This is a genomic window from Streptomyces sp. NPDC088706 (assembly GCF_044752765.1).
Classification (GTDB): Bacteria; Actinomycetota; Actinomycetes; order Streptomycetales; family Streptomycetaceae; genus Streptomyces.
The window spans coordinates 235194-256329 of sequence record NZ_JBIVLW010000003.1 but is presented as its reverse complement, the minus strand read 5'-3'; the positions used below and the strand labels follow the sequence as shown (position 1 = coordinate 256329).

The 21136-nt window shown below is 73.3% G+C and carries 21 protein-coding genes; 2 read left to right on the top strand and 19 right to left on the bottom strand.

Annotation, left to right across the window (positions count from 1 at the left end):
• Positions 1 to 23: 23 nt before the first annotated feature.
• The 5 genes from ACIQAK_RS10625 to ACIQAK_RS10605 form a co-directional block, all read right to left on the bottom strand.
• Entirely contained in the window at positions 24 to 614 is a 591-nt protein-coding gene (locus tag ACIQAK_RS10625) for an ATP/GTP-binding protein (RefSeq protein WP_366388776.1), read from the bottom strand.
• The gene (locus ACIQAK_RS10620) at positions 589 to 963 is read right to left on the bottom strand and encodes a DUF742 domain-containing protein (RefSeq protein WP_366388777.1); all 375 of its coding nucleotides are present in this window, start codon (positions 961 to 963) and stop codon (positions 589 to 591) included. The genes ACIQAK_RS10625 and ACIQAK_RS10620 overlap by 26 nt, the downstream gene beginning before the upstream one ends.
• Positions 960 to 1364, bottom strand: coding sequence for a roadblock/LC7 domain-containing protein (locus ACIQAK_RS10615; protein WP_365091802.1), 405 nt, complete (start codon positions 1362 to 1364; stop codon positions 960 to 962). The genes ACIQAK_RS10620 and ACIQAK_RS10615 overlap by 4 nt, the downstream gene beginning before the upstream one ends.
• Complete coding sequence (locus tag ACIQAK_RS10610) at positions 1361 to 2623, bottom strand: ATP-binding protein (protein WP_366388778.1); 1263 nt, start codon at positions 2621 to 2623, stop codon at positions 1361 to 1363. The genes ACIQAK_RS10615 and ACIQAK_RS10610 overlap by 4 nt, the downstream gene beginning before the upstream one ends.
• Positions 2624 to 3094: 471 nt before the next feature.
• Positions 3095 to 4183, bottom strand: coding sequence for a LacI family DNA-binding transcriptional regulator (locus ACIQAK_RS10605; protein ID WP_366388779.1), 1089 nt, complete (start codon positions 4181 to 4183; stop codon positions 3095 to 3097).
• Positions 4184 to 4315: 132 nt separating this feature from the next.
• On the opposite strand from ACIQAK_RS10605, the gene ACIQAK_RS10600 reads away from it, so the two are divergent.
• The gene (locus ACIQAK_RS10600; protein ID WP_366388780.1) at positions 4316 to 5257 is read left to right on the top strand and encodes a carbon-nitrogen hydrolase; all 942 of its coding nucleotides are present in this window, start codon (positions 4316 to 4318) and stop codon (positions 5255 to 5257) included.
• Between the two features lie 106 nt (positions 5258 to 5363).
• Here the strand turns inward: ACIQAK_RS10600 and ACIQAK_RS10595 are convergent, their stop codons facing one another.
• The 13 genes from ACIQAK_RS10595 to ACIQAK_RS10535 all read right to left on the bottom strand — a co-directional run bounded on the left by ACIQAK_RS10595 (position 5364) and on the right by ACIQAK_RS10535 (position 19297).
• Positions 5364 to 6056 carry a permease prefix domain 1-containing protein gene (locus ACIQAK_RS10595; RefSeq protein WP_366388781.1) on the bottom strand — a complete coding sequence of 231 codons (693 nt, stop codon included), beginning with the start codon at positions 6054 to 6056 and terminating at the stop codon, positions 5364 to 5366.
• Between the two features lie 129 nt (positions 6057 to 6185).
• Complete coding sequence (locus tag ACIQAK_RS10590) at positions 6186 to 7382, bottom strand: LLM class flavin-dependent oxidoreductase (protein ID WP_366388974.1); 1197 nt, start codon at positions 7380 to 7382, stop codon at positions 6186 to 6188.
• A 407-nt stretch (positions 7383 to 7789) separates the two neighbouring features.
• Positions 7790 to 9181: an NtaA/DmoA family FMN-dependent monooxygenase gene (locus ACIQAK_RS10585; protein WP_366388782.1), complete on the bottom strand. Its 1392-nt coding sequence runs from the start codon at positions 9179 to 9181 to the stop codon at positions 7790 to 7792.
• A gap of 144 nt (positions 9182 to 9325) precedes the next feature.
• The gene (locus ACIQAK_RS10580; protein ID WP_366388783.1) at positions 9326 to 10288 is read right to left on the bottom strand and encodes a fumarylacetoacetate (FAA) hydrolase; all 963 of its coding nucleotides are present in this window, start codon (positions 10286 to 10288) and stop codon (positions 9326 to 9328) included.
• Between the two features lie 38 nt (positions 10289 to 10326).
• A complete protein-coding gene (locus ACIQAK_RS10575; protein ID WP_366388784.1) occupies positions 10327 to 11625 on the bottom strand; it encodes a pyridoxal phosphate-dependent aminotransferase in 1299 nt (432 codons plus the stop codon).
• Between the two features lie 49 nt (positions 11626 to 11674).
• Positions 11675 to 13432 (bottom strand): AMP-binding protein, encoded by a 1758-nt coding sequence (locus ACIQAK_RS10570; RefSeq protein ID WP_366388785.1) that lies wholly within the window; start codon positions 13430 to 13432, stop codon positions 11675 to 11677.
• Positions 13432 to 14568 carry a Glu/Leu/Phe/Val dehydrogenase dimerization domain-containing protein gene (locus ACIQAK_RS10565; RefSeq protein WP_366388786.1) on the bottom strand — a complete coding sequence of 379 codons (1137 nt, stop codon included), beginning with the start codon at positions 14566 to 14568 and terminating at the stop codon, positions 13432 to 13434. The genes ACIQAK_RS10570 and ACIQAK_RS10565 overlap by 1 nt, the downstream gene beginning before the upstream one ends.
• A 47-nt stretch (positions 14569 to 14615) precedes the next feature.
• Positions 14616 to 15179: a glutamine amidotransferase-related protein gene (locus ACIQAK_RS10560; protein WP_366388787.1), complete on the bottom strand. Its 564-nt coding sequence runs from the start codon at positions 15177 to 15179 to the stop codon at positions 14616 to 14618.
• Positions 15176 to 16000 (bottom strand): acetylglutamate kinase, encoded by an 825-nt coding sequence (locus tag ACIQAK_RS10555; protein ID WP_366388788.1) that lies wholly within the window; start codon positions 15998 to 16000, stop codon positions 15176 to 15178. The genes ACIQAK_RS10560 and ACIQAK_RS10555 overlap by 4 nt, the downstream gene beginning before the upstream one ends.
• The gene (gene argC, locus ACIQAK_RS10550) at positions 15997 to 17052 is read right to left on the bottom strand and encodes an N-acetyl-gamma-glutamyl-phosphate reductase (protein ID WP_366388789.1); all 1056 of its coding nucleotides are present in this window, start codon (positions 17050 to 17052) and stop codon (positions 15997 to 15999) included. Before argC ends, ACIQAK_RS10555 begins: the two co-directional genes overlap by 4 nt.
• Positions 17049 to 17903 carry a RimK family alpha-L-glutamate ligase gene (locus ACIQAK_RS10545; protein WP_366388790.1) on the bottom strand — a complete coding sequence of 285 codons (855 nt, stop codon included), beginning with the start codon at positions 17901 to 17903 and terminating at the stop codon, positions 17049 to 17051. Before ACIQAK_RS10545 ends, argC begins: the two co-directional genes overlap by 4 nt.
• Position 17904: 1 nt before the next feature.
• On the bottom strand, positions 17905 to 18090 hold the full coding sequence (locus tag ACIQAK_RS10540; protein WP_366388791.1) for a lysine biosynthesis protein LysW: 186 nt from the start codon (positions 18088 to 18090) through the stop codon (positions 17905 to 17907).
• A gap of 55 nt (positions 18091 to 18145) precedes the next feature.
• Positions 18146 to 19297 (bottom strand): LeuA family protein, encoded by a 1152-nt coding sequence (locus ACIQAK_RS10535; RefSeq protein WP_366388792.1) that lies wholly within the window; start codon positions 19295 to 19297, stop codon positions 18146 to 18148.
• Positions 19298 to 19538: 241 nt separating this feature from the next.
• Here ACIQAK_RS10535 and ACIQAK_RS10530 point away from each other — a divergent pair, with 241 nt between their 5' ends.
• Positions 19539 to 20297: an arylmalonate decarboxylase gene (locus ACIQAK_RS10530; RefSeq protein WP_366388793.1), complete on the top strand. Its 759-nt coding sequence runs from the start codon at positions 19539 to 19541 to the stop codon at positions 20295 to 20297.
• Between the two features lie 138 nt (positions 20298 to 20435).
• Here ACIQAK_RS10530 and ACIQAK_RS10525 read toward each other — a convergent pair whose 3' ends face one another.
• The gene (locus tag ACIQAK_RS10525; RefSeq protein ID WP_401847992.1) at positions 20436 to 21077 is read right to left on the bottom strand and encodes a response regulator transcription factor; all 642 of its coding nucleotides are present in this window, start codon (positions 21075 to 21077) and stop codon (positions 20436 to 20438) included.
• Between the last annotated feature and the right edge of the window lie 59 nt (positions 21078 to 21136).

Sequence of the window (21136 nt, the reverse complement as noted above, 5' to 3'; positions counted from 1 at the left end):
TGGGATGTCTCGGGCCGCGTGCGTCAGGCCGCGTGCGAGAGAAGGTGCCGGACCAGGGTGATCAGGGCCTGCGCGGACGACTTCTGGTCCCGGGCGTCGCAGTGGACGACCGGGGTGTCCGGCAGCAGGTCGAGCGCCTCGCGCAGTTCGTCCTCGGCATGCTGCGAGTACGGGTCGAAGCTGTTGACGGCGACCGCGTACTCCAGGCCGTACGTCTCGATCAGGTCGATCACCGGGAAGGTGTCGGCCAGCCGCGCCGGGTCGACCAGGAGCAGCGCGCCGAGCGAGCCGCGCGCCATGTCCTCCCACAGCTCCACGAACCGCTGCTGCCCCGGCGTACCGAACAGGTAGAGCACCAGTTCGTCGCTGAGGGTCAGGCGGCCGAAGTCCAGGGCGACCGTGGTCGTCTTCTTGTCGGGTGCCCCGCGCAGGTCGTCGACCTGGGCCGCGGCCTGGGTCATCCGCTCCTCGGTGCGCAGCGGGGTGATCTCGGAGAGCGTGCCGATCAGGGTCGTCTTGCCCACGGCGAAGTGCCCGACGACGAGGATCTTCGCCGCGCGCTGGACCGCGTCCGGCACATAGATGCTCTCAGCCGAACCGGACTTGGAGTCCATGCAACACCTCTTCGAGGATCTTTCTGTCGACGAGCTGGGCGGGCGGCGGCGCCTTGCGGCGGAGCAGATGTCCCTGCTGGTGTAAGTCCTGGAGCAGCAGCCGGGCCACGCCGACCGGCAGGCCGAGATGCCCGGCGACCTCGGCCACCGAGAGGTAGCCGCCGGCACACAGCTCCCAGATCGCCTTGACCTCGGGGCTCGGGTTGGGCGGCGGCTGCCGGTCGGGGGCGAGGGTGACCAGCGTGACGAGGGAGAGGTCCTCCGCGTCGGGCAGCCCCCGTCCCCCGGTGATGACGTAGGACCGGACGAAACCGCTGCTGACGCTGGACTCCTCGCCCGGTGCGCTCATATCTCGCTGTCCGCGTGTCGGCGGGGCGGCGTGGTCATCGCCTTCCCCAGCGCGGTGACCTGCTGCTGCATCCGGAAGGACATCGCCTCCATGTCCACATCGGCGGCGGCGGTGGCGGCGAGGTAGGCGCCGGTGCCGGCGGCGATGAGGAAGATCCAGCCGTCCTCGTACTCCAGGAGCGTCTGCCGCCAGCGGCCCGGGCTGCGGGTGCCGATGAAGGGGGCGACGGCCCGGCTGAGGGACTGCATGGAGCTCATGGCCGCGGCGACGGTCTCCGCGTCGTCCCGGCCGATCTCACTGGAGTTGGCGAGCAGCAGCCCGTCGGCGGACACCAGGATCGCGTGCCGGGCTCCGGGTACCTGGAGCACATCGTTGAGTACCCAGGACAGATCGGGGTTCACTGGATCTCGGATCCTTCCGTGGTCGTCGTGGACCGCCCGGAGCGGGTGCCGCGCTGGAACGCGCCGAGGCGGGAGGCGGTCTCCTCGTTGCTGCGCACCGGCTGCGGCTCCGCCGGAGGCACCGCGGAGACCGGGCTCTTGCGACGACGCTTCGGCAGCCCGCCGGAGGTGGTGGTGATCTGGGCGAGCGGCTGCGTGGCGGTGTCCGGACGCTGAGCCGCCGGCGGGAAGAGCGGGGTGGGCGCCGGGGCGGGCGCCTGCTGCCAGGGGTCCGGGTGCGGGACCTGCGGCTGCTGCCGGGTTCCGTACGCCTCGTACGCCTCCGGCGCCTCGGCGGGTGCGGCGGGCTGCGGTATCTCCGTGGTGAGCAGCTCGTCGGGGATCAGTACCACCGCGCGTACGCCTCCATAGGGGGAAACGGAGTCCACCGAGACCCGGAACCCGTAGCGGGCGGCGAGCATCCCGGAGACGGCGAACCCGAACTGCGGCGGGATGCCCAGGCTGGAGACGCTGATCGCCGCCTGGGGGGTCAGGAGAGCCGCCGCGCGGTCCTTCTCCTCCTGGCCCATGCCGAGACCGGCGTCGTCGACGATGAGGCAGACGCCCGTCGGAACGGCCTGGATGTTGATCTCCACCGGGGTGCCCGGGGCGGAGTAGTTGGTGGCGTTGGCGAGCAGCTCGGCGAGGACCACCGCGACCGGTTCGACGGCCCGGCTGACGACCGAGAAGTTCACCTGGCCGTTGACCCGGACCCGGTCGAAGTGGCGGATACGGCCCTGGGCGCTGCGGGCCACGTCGAAGACGGAGGCCACGGTCTCGCGCCGGCCGAGCCAGCCGCCGCAGAGCACCGCGATGCCCTGGGCGCGCCGCCCGAACTGGCTGTTGGCGTGGTCCATGGCCATCAGGTCGGCGAGGATCCCGGGGTCGTCGCCGTACTTGCGCTGGGCCTTCTCGATCACGACCTGCTGCTCGTCGGCGAGGCCCTGGAGCGTGCGGACGGCCGCCTTGAGGACTGCCTTGGTCTCCTCCTCGGCGTCCTTGCGGACCTCGGCGAGCTCGGAGGCCTGCCGCTGGAGGAACCCGTTGTGGACGCCATGGAGCTCGTCCCGCTGACGCAGGAGCGTGTCGCGCTCCGCGCTCAGCTCGGCGTTGCGTCTGCGCAGTTTGACGTTGGTCGCGCGAGCCCGCAGGACGGCACCCACGGCGACCAGTGCTACGACAACCAGCGCCCAGACGACGGGGCCCTGTGGAAATGTCATGAGACTCACTTCAAGTGCCATGGCTGGAACCGGCTTGACACCCCGTCATGCGACACGCAGCCAGGGCTCGTTCGCCACGACCGTGCGCCGCTTCGGGAGGTGCCCCTCCGAAGGTGGGGCCGAGGAATTCATCCCTCCCGGAATGCCCCCATACGCCATCAGCCCACTGGAAGTATGATGATCTTATCATCGGCCGCACGGTGAATTGTCAGGCTCGCCAAGCCAGTTGCCACTCGACGCAGAACGTTCACATTACGGAGACGTGGAGGAGGGGGCTCCGGTCCGACTCCCTTCATGGGGTGGGGTGTTGGGGCCGTACCACGGTCGCCCTCGCCATCGGCGGCGATGCCGTGCCGGACGCCCGTGAAGGAGCCGCGCCGGACGTCCCCGATGCGCCCTGCCGTGCCGCGCGGAGGCCCTGGCGCCTGATCGCATACAACGCAAGCCCAGGGAACCGTAAGTGATGCGCGGTCAGGTGGCCGGGACGGTCGAGGCGCGGGTCTCCAGCGACCAGGCGTGGCGGCGGACCGTGTCGGGGGCGGCGCGGCCCGCGAGGATGTCGCAGAGCAGCTCGGCGCAGGCGCGCCCGTACGCGGCGGGGCGCAGGTCGACCGCCGTGACGGGCGGGTCCGCGGAGCGGGTGGCGGTGCCGTCCACGCAGGAGGCGACAAGGAGGGGGGCAGGGGTGCTTTCCGTGCCGGGGGCGCGCGGGGTGCTCTCCGCGTCGGGGCCGGCGGGGCGGCCGGCCTCCCCGACCGTGCGGCCCAGCGTGGCCGCCGCCCGCAGGACGCCCGGAGCCGCGCCGTCCGGGGCGCAGATCACCGCGTCCACCGCCGGGGCCGAGCGCAGCAGCGCCAGCGTGGTCTCCTCCGCCTCGCCCGGGGTGGCCGCGAAGGGCACGGTCCGCAACGCGACCTCCACCCCGCGCTCCCGCGCCCAGGAGGCGGCGGTGGCCCGCAGGGCGGTGGCCCAGGCGGAGGTGCCGGCGGGGGCCAGGACGGCGGGGTGGCGGGAGCCGCGCTCCGTCACATGGTCCAGGAGTGCGGTGAGCGAGGCGGCGTTGTCGCAGACCACGGCACCGCTGGGGGCGGCGGCCGCGCCGAGGTAGCGCTCCCCGGTCACCACCGGAACGCCCGCGTCCAGCAGCCCGGGGACGGCGCTGTCGTCCACCTCGGGGTCGATCACCAGCAGCCCGTCGACCCGCGAGGCGACCGGCCCGCTCGCGGTGCCGGCGGAGCCCGCCCCGCTCGCGGGGGCGAGCAGCACCACGTCGAGCCCCTCCTCCTGGGCGCGTGCCACGGCCCCGAAGGCGAGGTTCATGTAGTAGTCCAGCCGGTTCGCGGTCTGCGGCAGGTGCAGCCCGATGGCCCCGGTGCTGGAGCGGCGCAGCCGCCGGGCCGCGCTGTTGGGCCGGTAGCCGAGCTCCTGTGCCACCGCCCGCACCCGGTCCCGGGTGGTCCGCGCGACGCGGCCGGAGCCCTGGAGGGCGTCGGAGACGGTGCTCTTGGAGACCCCGGCGGCGCGGGCCACGTCGAGCAGGGTCACGGTCCGGGAGGTCACGGGGGTGAAGTCTAGACGTTCGGGAGGGCGCGGGACGAGAGGTTGCCGGAACGTTCCGGCAAGGTTAGATTCGGTCTGTGCCGGAACGTTCCGGCACGCACCCGCCCCGCCGCCGCACCCCTGGAACTGGTCATGCGTCTGATCACCGCGTACAACCCGCCCGCCTCCCCGACCCGGGCCCGCCCCGCCGAGCGCGCCCCCCTGCGCGTCGCGGCCGTCCAGCAGCGGTGGCACCGCGACCCCACCGAGCACCGCGCGGCGCTGCTGGAGGGCATCCGGCTCGCCGCCGCCGAAGGGGCGCGGGTGGTCTGCCTCCAGGAGCTGACGCTCTCGCCGTACTTCGCGGTCGTCCGCCGCGCCGACCACCCCGCGCCGGCCGAGCCGGAGGAGCTGCTGACCGGCCCCACCTTCACCCTCGCCGCCGAGGCCGCCCGCGAGCACGGTCTCCACGTGCACGCCTCCCTGTACGAGAAGGCCCCGGGCCCCTCCGGTGACGACGGCCTCGGCTACAACACCGCGATCCTCGTCGCCCCGGACGGCACCCTCGCCCAGCGCACCCGCAAGACCCACATCCCGGTCACCGAGGGGTATCACGAGGACGACTGGTTCCGCCCGGGCCCGGCGGGCGACGACGCCTTCCCGCTGGTCACGGTCGACGAGGCCCGCTTCGGTCTGCCGACCTGCTGGGACCAGTGGTTCCCGGAGCTGGCGCGCGCCTACTCGCTCGCCGGTGCCGACGTCCTCGTCTACCCGACCGCCATCGGGTCCGAGCCCGGCTTCCCCGGCTTCGACTCCCAGCCCCTGTGGCAGAAGGTGATCACCGGCAACGCCGTCGCCAACGCCACCTTCATGATCGTGCCCAACCGCATCGGTGCCGAGAACGGGCTCACCTTCTACGGCAGCTCCTTCATCGTCGACCCCTACGGCCGCGTTCTGGCCCAGGCCCCGCGCGACGAGCCCGCCGTCCTGGTCGCGGACCTCGACCTCGACGCCCGCCGCGACTGGCTGGAGCTGTTCCCGTTCCTGACCACCCGCCGCCCGGACGCGTACGGTCCGCTCACCGTGACGGACTGAGCGGGGGCCCTGCGGCGGTCCGAGGGCGAGCTGGAGCTGTGGGAGGGCCTGCACCGGAGCGCCGTGGCCGGCCGGCCCCTCGTCACGCGGGCGGGGAGGTTACGGGTCACAGGGCGACGGGCTCCCCCGACGGCAGCCGTGCGCACCGGCGGCAGGCCCGGGCCGGCCCGGCGACGACGGCGTGGGAGACGGCGGCCAGTGCGCGGGCCGCCGCCGTCAGCGGCCAGTTCTCGGCGAGCACCGACGCGGTGGCGAGGGCCAGGGTGGCCACGGCCATGGACACGCTCGCGGTGGTGCCCGTCCAGGCGACCGTGCGCGGCAGCCGGTGGGGGACGGGGAGCCGGCGGCCCAGGGCGCCCGTGGCGGCCAGGGTCGCGGCGGCGAGGAGGACCGTCGCGCCCGCGACCGTGGCCAGGTGGGTCGCCAGCAGATGCGCGGCGCGGGGCACCGCCGCGTCCTGCGGGCCGCCCGTGCTCCGCACCAGGTACCAGCACGCCAGCAGGAAGGGGGCGCTGAGGGCGATGGCACGGGCGGTGTGCCGGGCCTGAGCGATGGTCGGTTCGCGCTGGAAGCTCTCGGCCAGCTCCCGTGCCGAACCGAACTCCGCCACCGCGCGGCGGACCGCCCGCTCGTACGGACGGCCCTCGCGGGTGTGGGCGGCCACGGTCTCGGTGAACCTGTCGCGCGCCTCCTCGATCAGGCGGGACGTGGCCCGGGCTGGGCCGCGCAGGAGGGCGTCCAGCTCGGTGACGTACTCCGCGACGAGGTCGTCGGCACCGCGCGGAGGGCTGCCGGTCATGCGCCACAACCTGCTCTGGGCGACGGTCGTGGTGCTGATGATCGTCCGGCCTGGATCGACGACGGGGGCCTGACCGGGGACCTGACGGTGCCGGTCCAGGGCCGGGCCCCCGATCGCTCCCGCCGCGCGTCAACCCGCCTTCGCGTAGCGGCTGGTGGGCCGGGACAGGCCCAAGTGGCCGCGCAGGGTGGTGGATGCGTAGGCCGTACGGAACACCCCGCGCCGTTGCAGCTCCGGGACCAAGCCCCGGGTGATCGCCGCGAGGTCGTGCGGCAGAGTGCCCGGGCGGAGGCGGAAGCCGTCCAGGCCGGTGGAGCGCCGGTCGAGGAGGAGGTCGGCCAGTTCGGCGGATGTGCCGGTGAAGATCTCGGCGTCCGAGGCGAGTTCGGCTCCGGCCGCCTCGTCCAGGCGGGCCTTCCGCCGGGCTGCGGCGCCCGGTTCGTCGTCCAGGAAGACGATGAGGTCCGCGAAGGTCCGCAACGGGCGTTCCCGCACGTCCCGGCCGGTGCGCTCCACCGCCTCGGCGACCTGGGCGAGGATGGCCGCCGTACCCGGCCGGTCGTGCGGGGTGATGGCGACGACGTCGGAGCTGAGGGCGGCGAACTCGTACGGCGTGGTGGCGTGCGCGAGGCTCACCACCAGCGGTTGGCCCTGGGGGGTACGCGGGGTGATCGACGGGCCCTTGACGCTGAAGTTCGTGCCCTGGAAGTCGATGGGGTGGACCTTGTCGCGGTCCAGGAAGCGGCCCGTCGCCGCGTCCCGTATCTCCGCGTCGTCCTCCCAGCTGTCCCAGAGCCGCCGTGCCACCTCGACCACCTCGGCGCCCTCCGCGAACAGTTCGCGCAGCGGCTGGGAGACCGACTCCGAGTCGGTCACGTCGTCCTCGGTGAGCTGGGGCGTGGTGCGGCGGCCGAAGTGGGCCGCGTCGGCCGCGCGGGACGATATCTGCGGGCGCCAGCCGGCCCGGCCCCGGCTCGCGTGGTCGAGCGTGGCGATGCCGATGGCGAGGTGGAACGGTTCGGTGTGGGTGACGTTGGTGGTCGGGACCAGGCCGATGCGCGTGGTGAGCGGGGCGAGGTGGGCCGCGAGCAGCACCGCGTCGATGCTGCCCCTGACTTGGTCGGTGCGGTCGTCGGGCAGGTGGAAGGCGGCGGACTGGAGGCCGAGCGCGTCCTCGAAGGTGACGAAGTCGAGCAGGCCCCGCTCGGCCTCGGCGACCAGGTCCGCCCAGTAGGCGGCGTCGAGCAGTTCGCCGGGACGGGCGCCCTCCTCGCGCCAGGCGGCCGGGTGCCAGCCCGCGCCGTCGAGCGCGACGGCCAGGTGCAGGGGGGCGCCGGAGCCGCTGGGGGCGCCGGAGCCGCTGGGGGCACCGGCGCCACTGGGACCGCTGAGGCCGTCCGTCGCGCCGGGGCCACCGGGACCGCCTGTCGCGGCGTTGGCGTCCGTCGCGCCGGGGTCACCGGCGTCACCGGCGTCACCGGCGTCACCGGGGTCACCGGGGTCACCGGGGTCACCGGGGTCACCGGGGCCGCCGGGGTCACCGGGGTCACCGGGGCCGCCGGGGTCACCGGGGCCGCCGGGGTCACCGGGGCCGCCGGGGTCACCGGGGCCGCCGGAGCCGCCGGGGTCACCGGGGCCGCCGGGGCCGCCTGTCGCGCCGGGACCGCCCGGCGCATCGGTGGCGCCCATCGGGTCGGGCGTGCCGGTCGGGTCGGGGGCGCCGGTCGTGGCGGTCATGCGGAGGTCTCCTTCTGGTCGCGCACGGTCGGGCCGCCCCACCCCGCCGGGCGGGGTGCGGCGGACAGGCCCAGGTGGTCCCGGAGCGTGGTGCCGGTGTAGTCGTCGCGGTGCACGCCCTTCTCCTGGAGGATCGGCACCACCCGGTCCACGAAGTCGTCCAGACCGCCCGGGGTGAGGTGGGGGACGAGGACGAAGCCGTCGGCGCCCTCGGTCTGCACGTAGTCGTCGATGGCGTCGGCGACCGTCCGAGGGTTGCCGACGAACGTCTGGCGCCCGCCGACCTCGATGACCAGCTCCCGGATGGAGAGGTTCCGCTCCGCCGCGAGCTCGCGCCACCGCCGTGCCGTCTCCGCCCGGCCCGTGCGGAAGACGGAGTGCCCCTTCAGGAAGTGGGCGTCGTCCTCGGGCTCGATGTCGGGCAACGGCCCGTCCGGGTCGTACGCGGACAGGTCGCGGCCCCAGACCGCCTCCAGGTGGGCGATCGCGGTCTGCGGGCTGACCAGCTCCCGGCTGATCTCCTCCGCGTACGCGGCGGCCTCCTCGTCGGTGTCGGCGACGACCGCGTTGGCGGTGGGGAGGATCAGCAGGTCCTCGGGGCTCCGGCCGTAGCCGGCCAGGCGCCGCTTCACGTCCCGGTAGAAGTCCCGGGCCACGTCGATCCGGTTGTGCTTGCTGAAGATGACCTCGGCGTCGGAGGCGGCGAACTCCCGGCCCGCGTCGGACTCGCCGGACTGGATGATCACCGGATGGCCCTGCGGGCCGGGCGGGGTGGTGAACCGGCCGGAGATGTCGAAGTGCTGCCCCCGGTGGGCGAAGCGGCCGGCTCCGGCGGCGACGAACTCGCCCGTCGCCGCGTCGGCCTTCAGGTCGCCCCGCCCCCAGCTGTCCCACAACTCCCGGGCGGTGGTCAGGAATTCGGCGGCCCGGGTGTAGCGGTCCGCCTCGGGGAGGAAGCCGCCCCGCCGGAAGTTCTCGCCGGTGAACGCGTCGTAACTGGTCACCACGTTCCAGGCGGCCCGCCCGCCGCTGAGCCGGTCCAGGGTGGCGAACCGGCGCGCCACCTCGTACGGCTCGTTGAAGGTGGCGTTGACCGTGGCGGCGAGGCCCAGGTGCGTGGTGGCGGCGGCCAGGGCGCTCAGCACGGTCAGGTTCTCCGGACGTCCCGCGATGTCCAGGTCGTAGACCTGCCCCTTGTGCTCGCGCAGCCGCAGCCCTTCGGCGAGGAAGAAGAAGTCGAACTTGCCGCGTTCGACGGTCTGCGCGAGCCGGATGAAGGAGTCGATGGATATCTGGCTCTCGGAGCGCGGGTCCGACCAGACGGTCACGTTGTGGATGCCGGGCAGCTGCGCTGCGAGATGCACCTGTTTCCTGGCGGTGGCGGGCACGGTGCGGTCTCCTCCTGCGAAGTCCGGCGACGGGACGGTGGGTGGAAAAGGGAGATGGGGGGTGGATGGTGGGTGGTGACCCTCAGAGCGTGCCTGTGCCGGATGGCATCTGCACAGGTCAACCAGTCCTGCTTCACGAGGTGTTCATGCCGTGGCGACAGGCTCCGGAGCCTCGGTGGCGCCGGGCGCCGGGGTGGTGGACGGGGTGGGGGAGACGTACCGCACCCGGTTCTCGAAGGTGACCCCGTGGCTCTTCACGTCGATGGCGATCCGGTCGCCGTCGGCGATCCGGAACCCGTCGTGGAAGCTCGCCTCGTCGGCGCCCAGCAGGACGTAGTTGACCAGCCCGGGGCGTCGTACCGCCGGGAAGGTGAACAGGTGGTCCGCCATGTCCCCCACCCGGTAGTAGAGGGCGTCGTCGCCGCAGTCGAACGGGCCCTCCCAGGCCGTCGCGCCGTCCCGCACGATGGTGACGCGCCCGGTCACCGTGCGCGGCGGCGGGCCGAGGAAGAGCCAAGGGGTGAGGGCGGTGTCGCAGAGCTTGCAGTACGGGTTGTAGCCCGGGTCCTGGCGGTGCAGGCCGATGTCGCACAGGTCGTTGCCGAAGGTGTAGCCGGCGTAGTGGGGGGTGCCGTCGGTGTCGTTGACGTAGACCAGGGCGACCTCCGGCTCCTCGATGAGGGCGACCGGCCGCGCGGGCACGTCGAGGTCCTCACCCGGCAGCCTCACCCAGTCGCCGAACCCTTTGAAGAACCACTTGGGCGGGGTGGACTCGCCGTCCTCCGGTGCTGTTTCGCCACCCCACTTCTTCTTGTGCGTGCCCATGAAACCGCTCAGCAGGGCGTTGCCGGTGGCCTGCGGAAGCAGGGGTGGCAGCAGCCGCAGCCCCGGGTCCCCGGCGGTGACGACGACGCTCGCCGCACCCTCGGTGAGGGCGGCCCGCAGGGCCTCCTCCGAGCCGTCGGTGGCGATGAAGGCGGCGGCGGCCTGGCCGTCCTCCACCCGGTACAGGGTCTGCCGCACGCCGTCCTGGAGGCGGCCGAAGCCGACGTGGCGTGCGCCGTCGTACAGGGCCTCGAAGAGGACGGGGAGGTGGGAGTGGGGCATCGGTGGCTCCTTCGGTACGTGGGTGAGGTGGGGTGACATCAGGGGTGCGGGGCGAGCGCGGGAACCGGGGCCCCCGCGAGGTCGGCCAGGACCTCGCCGACCCGGTCGACCGATTCCCGTATCCACGGCAGGGCGAGCGGGTCCGCCGCCTGGAGCGACGCCGTGCGCCGCTCGTCGCCCTCGCCGTAGAAGTGGCTGGTCGCCGCGCGGATGCGCAGGGGGCGGCCGGGCTCCCCGAACGCGCTCGCGGGCAGGACGCCGACCCCGTACCGCTCGGAGAGCAGCGCGGCCAGCCCGTCGCCGTCGTGCACGCCGTGCGCGGCGGCCAGCTGCTCCCGCAGGGGCTCGAAGTCCGGGTAGAGGTAGCAGGTCGCGGCGGTGGGGGCCAGCTCCGCGCCCACGGCTGTGAAGCGGGCGGCGACCGCGCGCACCACCCGCTCGTGCAGCCGACGGCTCGCCGCGATCCGCTCGATGACTTCCGGCGGCTCCTCGAAGGCGTACGCGGCCGCCGTCTGCACCGGCGCGGGCGGGCTGGACCAGATCTGGCTGGCCACCGCCGTGAGCCGGGTGTGCAGGGCGCGCCCCCGCTCGCTGTCGGGCAGCCGGGCCACACCGGTGCGCCAGCCGCCGAGTGCCAGGTTCTTGGTCAGCCCGGTGGTGACGACGGTCCGCTCGGGGGCGTGCAGGGCCGGGGAGACGGCCGGCTCCGAGCTGTCGTAGACCAGGTCGCGGTAGATCTCGTCGGAGACGATGACCAGGTCCAGTTCGCGGGCCGCCTGCGCCAGCCGCCCTACGGTGGCGGCCGAGGCGACCGTCCCGGTCGGGTTGTCCGGCACGGTCACGACCACGGCCCGGGGGTGCTGCCCGGCGGCCCGCGCGTCGGCGACCGCCTCGCGCAGCCGGTCCGGGTCGGGCACCCCGCCCTGGCCCGGCAGGATCGGTACGGGGATGGGCCGCGCCCCGGCCAGCCGGGCCTGGGCCGCGTAACTCACCCAGCTCGGCACCGGCACGATCACGTCCCCGCCGATGGCCAGGACCAACGCGAACAGCAGCGACTTGCTGCCGGGACCCGCCACCACGAGCCCCGGGTCGGTCGCCAGGCCGCGCCGCTCCCAGTACCCGGCGACGGCGGTGCGCAGGGCGGGGCTCCCGGCGACGGAGCCGTACGCGTTCTCGTCGGCCGCCGCCGCGAGCCGGTCCCGGAGCGCGGGCAGGACGGGCAGGCCGATCTCCCCGCTCGCCATCGACAGGACCCGCTCCCCGGCCCGCCGCCGGCGGGCCAGCGCCTCGTCGGCGGCGAGGGTCGCCGACATGGTGACCGGCGTCGGTTCGGGCATGACAACTCCAGTGCTCGATGGGGGTACGGGGGTCAGGCGGGGGCCCAGGTCAGGCGGGGGTCCCCGGCGCGTACCGCTCGCGCAGCTGCGCCTTGCGGATCTTGCCCGTCAGGGTCTTGGGGAGGGCGGGCACGATCTCCACCCGGTCCGGCAGGAAGCGGGCGTCGAGGCCCGCCTCCGTGACCCGGGCCCGGACCTCCTCCAGCGTCGGACCCCGCCCGCCGCGCGGCACGACGACGGCGACGATCACGTCGCCGGACCCGCTCCCGTCGGACCCGCTCCCGTCGGATCTGCTCCCGTCGGATCTGCTCCCGCCGGACGGCTTCAGCCCCACCAGTGCGGCCTCGACCGCCTTCGGGTGGCTGCCGATCACCGCCTCCAGTTCCGTCATCGGCGCCACCCGCCCGTCCCGCAGGACCGCGTCCCCGGCCCGGCCGATGATGCGGATGCCGCCCCGCCCGTCGTCCCGGGCGAGGTCGCCGGTGTCGAACCAGCCGTCCTCGTCCAGCTCGGCCGCGAACGCTTCCGGCCGCCGGTGGTAACCGAGCGCCAGCGAGGCGCCGCGCACCTTCAGCCGGCCCACGGCTCCCCCGGCCCCCGGAGCCCCGTACGCCTCGGACGTCTCGATCCGGGTCTCCATGGCGTCGATCGGGCTGCCGTTGCTCCGCGCCGCCCAGCCCTCGGGGTCCTCGGGCCGGGTGGTGGTCACGGGGCCGTTCTCCGACATGCCCCACAGCGAGTGGACGCGGGCCCCCAGCGTCGCGTGGACCTCGTCGGCCAGCTCCCGCAGGACCGGCGCCGAGCCGATCACCACATGCCGCAGCGTGCTGGTGTCCCGCCGCTCGGCGCGCTGGGAGGCGGCCACATCGGCGAGGGTGGCGGGCGGCCCGTACAGGAGGGTCGCGCCGTACCGCTCCACCAGGTCGAGCAGCGCCTCGTTGCGGCGGACGTCCTGGAAGGCCACGGTCCCGCCCAGCATGACGCCCGCCAGGACGCCCTGCGCGAACCCCGAGTAGTGGACCAGCGGCGTGGAGACCGCCGCCACCCAGCCGCCCTCGCCCTCGCCCGCCCCGAACGCGTCGACGTACCCGCGTACGGCCGAGTGGACCGTGTTCTGGCTGTGCAGCACCCCCTTGGACAGGCCGGTGGTGCCGGAGGTGAACAGCACCACGAACGGGTCGTCCGCACCGAGCGCCAGACCCTCCAGCCGGGCGGTGGCGCCTTCCCGCTCCTCCCGCTCCCGCGCCACGAAGTGCTCATGGAAGGCGAGCGCACCTTCGGGCAGCGGTCCGTCGACCACCAACACGTGTTCCAGGGAGGGGAGTTCCCTCCGCAGGCGGGTGGCGATCTCCGCCAGCGGGGTGCCCGACCACTCGGGCAGGGTGATGCACACCCGTGCCTCGGTGAGGCCGAGGCGGTGGCGCAGCTCCTCCTCGGTGCAGATGGGGGAGATCGGGACGATGACCGCGCCGACCCGGATGGAGGCGAAGATCAGCGGCACCATCTCCCACCGGTTGGGCATCTGTACGGCGACGAAGTCGCCTCGCTGAACGCCCAGTTCGAGCAGGGCGAGCGCGAACCGGTCCGTCAGCCGGTTCAGTTCGGCGTAGTCGAGCGTGTCGGTACGGGACTCCGCGACGCGCCGGCCCGCGACGGCCGGTCGGCGCGGGTGCTTCCGGGCCTGGCGGTGCAGGTCGTCGAGGAAGGTCTCCCTCCGCCACCAGCCGCGGCGGCGGTACTCGGCTGCGCGCTCCTCGGAGGTGGTCCCCGCAGCGGCGGCCGGCCGTTCCTTCGCCGCCGTACTCATCAGCGCTCCTTCCGGCGGGCGGCGAGCAGCTCGGGCAGCGGGTCGCCCGCCCGGGAGGCCGCGATCTCCAGCAGGTCCCGGGTGTTCCGTCGGACCCGGTCGCCGACCCAGTCGAAGACCCACGCCTTGCGCGCGTCGGCAGCCAGGTCGAAGGGGACGACCCGGGTGACGGCCAGGGCGGCCGAGGCCGCGCCGCCGATGTTGGCGATCACGCCCGGGACCAGCCCGGCCCCCGAGGCGGCCACCTTCTCCTTGGCCGCCGCGCTGGAAGCGAGGTTGGCGCCCTCCACCACCAGGCCGGCCCGCAGGCGGTGGGCGTTCTCGGCGTTGATCGCGTACTTCTGCGCGGCCAGGATCAGGATGTCCGCGTCCACCTCCAGCCAGGCGTCCGGCTCGCCGGAGAGCGTCACGCCCTGCGGCAGCCGGGTGCGGTCGATGGCTCCGAACTGGTCGGTGATGGCGACCAGTTCGGCGACCGGCAGCCGGTCCGCGCTGATCGTGCCCTGGATGTCCGCGATGCCCACGACGATGTGCCCGCGGTCCTCCAGGAACCGGGCCACCGCCCGGCCCACCGCACCGAACCCCTGCACCACGACCCGGGCGGGCCCGGTGCGGCCGCTCGCCTCCAGGGCGGTGATCGCGGCGACGCCGACCCCGTGGCCGGTGGCGTCGATCAGGGGCTCGTAGTACGTACGCCAGTCGATCGGCATGTCCGGGGCGCCGAGCCGGTAGCGGGGGTCGTACGTCGCCTCCTCGAAGAAGACCGCCCGGTCGGCGGGGGTGACGCCCATGTCGATGCCGAGGTGGATGCCGCCGTGCAGCAGCGGCTTCACCGTGCGGCCGAAGGTGCGGAAGGTCTCCGCACGGTTCGCGCCGTGGGAGTTCGTGGCGTCGGCGACGATCCCGGCCTTGGCCCCGCCGATGCGCAGCCCGGCCAGGGTGAACTTCTCGGTCATGTCCCGGGCCAGGCCCGCGACTTCCTCCTCGGTGACCCCGGGGGTCATCCGGGTGCCGCCCATCGCCAGGCCGTCGACGAGCGTGTCGATGACCACCCATCCCCTGATGGCGCCGCCGCTGCCGTTGAGGTGGACGGTGAGGGCGGGGTCCTGCGGTTCTTCCGATGCTGCTGCGCTCATGGCGAAGTCCTTGTTCTGTCCGAGGGTGTGAGGGTTTGGGGGCCGGGTCACTGGTAGAGCCGCGCGAAGCCCCGCAGGATCTCCAGGCCGTCCTTGCGGAACTCCAGGTGGGCCTGGGCGCCGTGGATGCGGCCGTCGTCGGAGCGCAGGAACTCCACGGGCGCGTGCTCGGAGCGGCCGATGGAGCGGTAGCCCGCCGGGGCCTCCTGGAGGTAGAGGGTGTGCCGGTGGAAGACGGTGACCGTGGGCTTCACGTAGCCGAAGAGCGGCTCCTCCGTGTCCACCCGCACCTGGTAACCGCCGACCCGCTGCGGCCCCTCCGCGAGGCGTCCGCCGGCCGCGACGGCGAGGATCTGCATCCCGCCGCAGATGCCGAAGACCGGCACGTCCGCGGTCGTGACCAGGTCGATCAGGGGCTGGTAGAACGCGCTGTCGTACGCGCGCACCTTGGTGCCGCTGAGCACGATCGCCTGGTAGCGGCCGTCCACCCGGGCGGGTACGGACGTGGCGTCGACCGCCTCGGTGTCCGAGCCCAGCTCCTCGAAGCGGGCGCGGAGTTGCTTGAGGGAGAGCGTGCCGTTGTTGACGACCAGCACTCGGGACCTGCTCATGCGCTCGCTCCTCCTGTCGCGGTGCGGGCATCGGTGATGAGCGTGCCGGTGGAGCCGTCCAGCAGCTCGGTGACGGCGGCGCTGCCGATGACGACGCGCTCGACGCCGTGTTCCAGGGCCTCGCCCGCGGCCCGCAGCTTCTTGCGCATGCCGCCCTTGGCGCCCTTGTCGCGGAAGGCGGCCGCGTCCTCGGTGCTGATCCGGCGTACCGGCTCGCCGTCGATGAGCAGATGGCCGACGTCGGTGACCAGGACCAGGTCCCGGGCGCCGGTGGCCCCGGCGAGCGCGGCGGCGGCCCGGTCGGCGTCGGTGTTGACCTCCTGGCCCGCCGCGTTCCGGGCGAGCGGGGTGACCAGGTAGGCGTGGCCCGGCTGGAGGTTCTTCAGCGGGGCCGGGTCGACGCCGGTGATCGGACCTACCAGGTTCTCCAGTTCGACGAGCTGCTTCTCCCGCCACCACCAGCGCTCGCCCTCGCCCGCGCTGACCAGCCCCTCGCTGCCGAGCAGCCGCTCGGCGGTGATGCCCCGGCGCTCCAGCCGGGTAAGGACGTCCTCGGCCAGTACGGCGCTGACGGTCTTGATGTCGTCGATGACCTCGGGGGTGGTCCACCGGCTCTGGTTGCCGTACCGGTCGCGCAGGATCGCCGACGGCTCGCTGTAGCGGGCGTCGAGTCTCTTCAGCGGCTTGGACCAGCCGTGGACGAGGACCAGCGGGCGGCCCCGGCCGTGCCGGGCCAGGTCGTCCCACCAGACGCCGTCGAGGTCGTCCAGGCAGCTGCCGCCGAGCTTGACCACCGTAGGGGTGGCGGGGGATGCGCTCACGCCGGCATCACCGGCTGCTGCGTCAACCCCGTCTCCTCCGGCAGGCCGAACCGCAGGTTCGTCACCTGCACCGCCTGACCCGCCGCTCCCTTGACCAGGTTGTCGAGCGCGGCGAGCACCACGATCCGGCCGCCCTCCTCGTCCAGCAGGACCGTCACGTCGGCGTAGTTGGAGCCGAGCACGACCTGCGGGTCCGGCACCGGGATCAGCGTCTCGTCGTGCCGCCGCACCCGGACGAACGGGCGCCCCTTGTAGAAGCGCAGGAAGGCCCGGTTCAGCTCGCGCCGGTCCACCTTCTCGTCGGTGAACACATACGAACTGGTCAGCAGTCCCCGTACGTTGGGGACGCCGTACGCCGACATGGACAGGTTCCCGATGGTGCCGGGCTTGCTCCGCTCCAGGAAGTCCCCGACCTCGGCGGCGTGCCGGTGCCCGGTCGGGGAGTACGGGGCGATGGCTCCGGCCCGGAACGGGTGCAGGTCGGAGGTGCGCAGTTGGACGCCGCCGCCGCTGGACCCGCTCTTGCCGTCCACCACCACCGTCTTGAGGTCGAGCCCTAGGCCGAGGGTGAGCGGGGCCAGGCCCAGGGTGATCGCGGTGGCGTAGCAGCCGGGCAGCGAGATCAGCGCCGCGTCCTTGAGCTGGTCGCCGATCAGCTCCGGTACGCCGTAGACGAAGCGGTCCGCCAGGTCGGTGCGCCGCTTGACCTTCGGGTACCAGCGGTCGTGGAGCTCCGGCGTGCGGATGCGGAAGGCGCCGCTGAGGTCGACGATCGCCGGGATGCGGTCGGCGAGCAGCGCGGACAGCTCGGCCGAGACCGGCGCCGGGGTGGCCAGGAACAGGACGTCGACCAGGTCCACGACGTCCTCGGTGACGGGTTGGATGGTCAGCCCGTGGTCGAGGCGGAGGCCCGGGTGGAGCTCGGAGGGGCGGCGGCCGATGTTGGAGGAGCCGCCCAGGAAGGTGAGTTCCAGGTCGGGGTGCTGGGTGATGAGGCGGATGAGTTCGCCGCCGGCGAGCCCGGAGGCGCCGACGACTCCTGCACGGATCATGCGAGTAGCTCCTGCACATGACGGCCGATGGCCGAGGGGATGTCCGCTCCGGTGGCGGCGGCCACGGCCCGGAAGCCGGGGGCGTGGTTGACCTCGTTGACGACGTAGCCGTCGGGGGTGGCGAAGAGGTCGACCCCGTAGACGCCGGGCCCGAGCACATCGACCACACCGTCGACGATCTTGACGACGTCGGGGTCGTGGGCGACCGCGCGGTTCTTGTTGCCGAGGGCCGCGTTGTTGCGCCAGTCGCTGCCGCCGCTCTCGAACTCCGCGGCCCCGATCAGCTCCCGCCCGACGACCAGGCACCGCACCGAGCTGCCGCCGAGGTACGGCTCGACCACGCCTGCCTGCTCGAAGGCGTGGGCCAGGTCCTCGATGTAGTCGTACACGGAGTGGGCCGTGTCGGCGTGCCGGATCAGGGTGACCCGCTTGCCCATCCCGCCGAAGACGGGCTTGAGGACGAGGGGCAGGGGGAGGTCGGCCAGCGCCTTGTCGAAGTCCTTGCGGGAGAGCACGAGCCGGTGGTCGGGGACGGGCACGCCCGCGGTCCGCAGGAGGGCGCGCAGTGCGGCCTTGTTCTCGCAGGCGTGGATGGCCCGGGCGGTGTTCAGCGTGGGGACGCCGGCCGCCTCGGCCAGGGTGGCGATCAGCCCGCCGCGGGTGTAGCTGCGGCTGCGGACGAGGAGGGTGTCGTACCCCCTGATCGCCGGGGCGTCCGGGTGGCCGAGGGAGAGGGACTCGTCGTTGACCCAGTCGATACGGAGGCCGAACCCCGGGGCCGCCGCGATGAGCAGGCGTTCCTCCCAGGCGATGCGGTCCGCGACGAGGGCGACGGGACGGGGAGCGCCCATCTCACTGGCCCCAGTCGCGCAGCTGCACCTCGACCATCTCCAGCGTCAGCCGGCCGTCCTCGACGGCCTCGACGCGGAGGGTCAGGACGCACTCGGGGCAGGAGAGCGTCTCGCCCCGGGTGACCGGGGGGACGGTCAGGTCGGTCTCGCACTCGGGGCATACGCCGGTCAGGGTGGCGGTGGACATCGTGAACTCCGTTGATCCGTAGAGAGGGGTGCGGGGTGGATGAGGGGGTGTCCGCCTATGCGGCGGGGCGGAAGTCGATGGCGGCCTTGCGGATCGTGTCCCGGTCCAGCAGCGGGCGGCCGTCGCGCTCCTGCCGCTCGGCCAGCCACGGGGTGAAGGCGTCGACGTCCACCTCCAGACCCGAGTCGGCCAGGGCCCAGCGGACCAGGGCGGTGGTGAGCCTGCTGCGGACGCGCAACTCACGTCTGTTGCCGACGAGTTCTGCGGGCAGCGTCTCGTACGCGTGCGGGTGGCTGAGCTGGCCCGGCAGCTCGTACGCGAAGGCGTGCGGGGTGGTCGGCCCGGACTGGAAGGCTTCCCCCAGGCCGGCGCCCCGCAGGGCGATCCGGGACAGCTCGGTGAGATGGGTCAGGTCGAACCGGGTGTCGCCGTGGATGACCCGCAGCGAGGTGAGCAGCTCGGCCAGCGGGGCGTTGCCGCCGCGCTCCCCGATCCCGCCGACGGTCGCGGAGATCCACCGGGCGCCCGCCCGGACGGCGGCCAGCGAGTTGGCGACGGCCATGCCCAGCATGTTGTGCGAGTGGATCTCGATCTCGGAGCCGTCGATCGCGGTGATGTCCGCGATGACCTCCTCCATCTGCCAGGGCGAGAGGTACGCGACGGTCTCCGCGAGCCGGAACCGGTCGGCCCCCGCCGCGAACCCCGCCTCCACATAGGGGACGAGCCGCTCCCGGGGCGTACGGGCGCCGTCCTCGCCGCTGAACGTGACGTGGAAACCGCGCTCCTTGGCCTGGGTGATCGCCGAACGGGCCAGCGCCTGGAGGAACTTCGGGCTCGCCGAGTCGAGCTTCAGCTGTGCGTGCTGCTCGGAGGTGGGGATGGAGTACATGATGTGGCGCACGCCCAGGCGCTCGGCCTCGTCCAGCGCACGGGCGACCTGACGCCGGTCCCGTACGACCAGGAGCGTCATGCTGCGCTCGGGGGTGATCGCCTCGTGGGTGGCGAGGACGAGGCCGGCGTCCTTGGAGTCGGGGCCGGAGACCATGCCCACCTCGACGAGCTCGACGCCCGTGCGTACCAGCAGGTCCGCGATGGCGGCGGCGTCCTGGGGTCCGAACTCGACACCCGCCATGTGCGCGGAGTCCCGCAGTGTCGCATCGGATATGCGAGGCGGCCTCTCCAGTTTCTCGGGCCCTTCTGCTGCCATTTCCTCTGCTCCTCTTTCCCGGAAAGGGTCTCGAACAAGGGGCTGTGTATTTCGGTCCTGCATTCGCTGATCCATATCCTTCGGCGCGTGGCTGGAAAGGGCAATGTCTGGCGTGTCAGGGCTGTGTTGCGGAGTGTCAAGGAATGTCAGGAACGAAAGGGAGTGAAAGGGTGGTGTGTGGACGTGCCAAATGACGGAGGAAGGGGACCCGTTGTGGTGAAACGCGCCCTACGGTGCGTCCATGGATCTCTTCTCGCTGCCCCGGCTAGGGGTCGTCGTGCCGCCGGAGAACCCCACGGCGGAACCCGAGTTCAACCATCTGCTCGGTGCCGGAATGAATGTGTACACCTCCCGTTTCCCGGTGACGCCCGGGGCCGGGCTGCGGGCGATGCTGGAGACGTACAACGAGGTGCTGCCCGAGCTGCTCGGCAGCTTCGGCGCGCTGCGCCTGGACGCCACCGTGGTGGCGTGCAGCGCCTCGCACTACCTGCTGGAGCCGGCGGGCGACCGGGCCTTCTGCGACGAGCTGTCCGAGCGGGCCGGCTATCCCGTGCAGTCCTCCACACAGGCGATCCTCGCGGCCTGCGAGGCGCTGGGGGTGAGCCGTCTGACGCTCGTCTCCCCGTACGAGCCGTGGCTCACCGACACCTCCCGCGCCTTCTGGGAGCGGGCCGGCCTCACGGTCGAGGGGGTGGTGCGGGTCCCGGCGGAGGAGGCCACGAGCCCGGGCGGGAACGCGCACTTCGACCCGTACGCGGTGACGACGGAGGCGGTCCTGCGCCGGATACGGGAGCGGGAGCTGCCCGCCGACACGGCCCTGCTGTGCACGGGGACGGGTATGGGCACGCTCGCCGCCCTCGACGAGCTGGCCCGGCGCGAGCCGCACCGCACGCTGCTGACCTCGAACCTGGCGTCGGCCTGGTGGGCGCGGCGGACGGTGGAGGAGAAGGGCGAGGCACACCACCCGCTGCTGCGGCGGCTGGAGGGCGCGGCGGCATGACGGCGAGGGCTTGCGGCGAGGGCCCGGCGGTCTGACGGCGAGGGCCCGGCGGTCTGACGGCGAGGGCCCGGCGGTCCGACGGCGGGGCCCCGGCGAGGGGCGTGCGTGGCCCGGGGCCCGTGCCATCGGTGGGTGCGCTCAGCCGGCGGACGTCTCCGGCATCCGCCAGGCGTGCCCCATGCGGTAGCCCACGCCCCGGACGGTGATGATCCAGCCGCTGGAGCCGAGTTTCGCCCGGAGGCTGCTCACATGCGTGTCGATCGTGCGGCTGGTGTGCCCCCAGTTGCTGCCCCAGACCCGGGCCATCAGCTCTTTCCGCGTCACCACCGTCTCCGGGGTGGCGGCCAGCGTGTAGAGCAGCTCGAATTCCTTCGAGGTGACCCCGACGAGCCGGCCCCGCAGCCGCACTTCCCGCAGGCGCGGATCGATGTGGAGATCGCGCAGGGAAATGGCGGACGGAAGGATCTGACGGGGCTGGGCCCGGCGCAGTACCGCCTCGATTCTGGCCCCGACTTCCCGAAATCCCCAGGTTTTCACCACACAGTCGTCCGCGCCCGCATGCAGAGCGAGGACCCGTTCCAGTTCGGCGTCGGCGTCGGTGACCGCGATGAGCGCTGTGTCTCCACCGGTCCGCAGGGACCGGCACAATTCCAGTCCGTCGATATCGGGCAGTTCCAGGGAGAACAGCACCAGATCCGCGTCGCCGTACACCCGCAGGGCCCGCTCCCCGGTGGAGACGCTGCGGGCGGTGAACCCCTGGCGCTTCAGATCGCCCACCATGGCCGCCGCGGCGGAGGTGTCCTGCTCCACTACGAGTACCTGTCTCACGTGCCCGCCCT

What these genes read in the sequence shown, in the direction of transcription:
- ACIQAK_RS10625 (WP_366388776.1), bottom strand. Translation starts at nt 614, where the DNA reads ATGGACTCCAAGTCCGGTTCGGCTGAGAGCATCTATGTGCCGGACGCG.
- ACIQAK_RS10620 (WP_366388777.1), bottom strand. Translation starts at nt 963, where the DNA reads ATGAGCGCACCGGGCGAGGAGTCCAGCGTCAGCAGCGGTTTCGTCCGG.
- ACIQAK_RS10610 (WP_366388778.1), bottom strand. Translation starts at nt 2,623, where the DNA reads ATGACATTTCCACAGGGCCCCGTCGTCTGGGCGCTGGTTGTCGTAGCA.
- ACIQAK_RS10600 (WP_366388780.1), top strand. Translation starts at nt 4,316, where the DNA reads ATGCGTCTGATCACCGCGTACAACCCGCCCGCCTCCCCGACCCGGGCC.
- ACIQAK_RS10595 (WP_366388781.1), bottom strand. Translation starts at nt 6,056, where the DNA reads ATGACCGGCAGCCCTCCGCGCGGTGCCGACGACCTCGTCGCGGAGTAC.
- ACIQAK_RS10580 (WP_366388783.1), bottom strand. Translation starts at nt 10,288, where the DNA reads ATGCCCCACTCCCACCTCCCCGTCCTCTTCGAGGCCCTGTACGACGGC.
- ACIQAK_RS10575 (WP_366388784.1), bottom strand. Translation starts at nt 11,625, where the DNA reads ATGCCCGAACCGACGCCGGTCACCATGTCGGCGACCCTCGCCGCCGAC.
- ACIQAK_RS10570 (WP_366388785.1), bottom strand. Translation starts at nt 13,432, where the DNA reads ATGAGTACGGCGGCGAAGGAACGGCCGGCCGCCGCTGCGGGGACCACC.
- ACIQAK_RS10565 (WP_366388786.1), bottom strand. Translation starts at nt 14,568, where the DNA reads ATGAGCGCAGCAGCATCGGAAGAACCGCAGGACCCCGCCCTCACCGTC.
- ACIQAK_RS10560 (WP_366388787.1), bottom strand. Translation starts at nt 15,179, where the DNA reads ATGAGCAGGTCCCGAGTGCTGGTCGTCAACAACGGCACGCTCTCCCTC.
- argC (WP_366388789.1), bottom strand. Translation starts at nt 17,052, where the DNA reads ATGATCCGTGCAGGAGTCGTCGGCGCCTCCGGGCTCGCCGGCGGCGAA.
- ACIQAK_RS10545 (WP_366388790.1), bottom strand. Translation starts at nt 17,903, where the DNA reads ATGGGCGCTCCCCGTCCCGTCGCCCTCGTCGCGGACCGCATCGCCTGG.
- ACIQAK_RS10540 (WP_366388791.1), bottom strand. Translation starts at nt 18,090, where the DNA reads ATGTCCACCGCCACCCTGACCGGCGTATGCCCCGAGTGCGAGACCGAC.
- ACIQAK_RS10535 (WP_366388792.1), bottom strand. Translation starts at nt 19,297, where the DNA reads ATGGCAGCAGAAGGGCCCGAGAAACTGGAGAGGCCGCCTCGCATATCC.
- ACIQAK_RS10530 (WP_366388793.1), top strand. Translation starts at nt 19,539, where the DNA reads ATGGATCTCTTCTCGCTGCCCCGGCTAGGGGTCGTCGTGCCGCCGGAG.
- ACIQAK_RS10525 (WP_401847992.1), bottom strand. Translation starts at nt 21,077, where the DNA reads ATGGTGGGCGATCTGAAGCGCCAGGGGTTCACCGCCCGCAGCGTCTCC.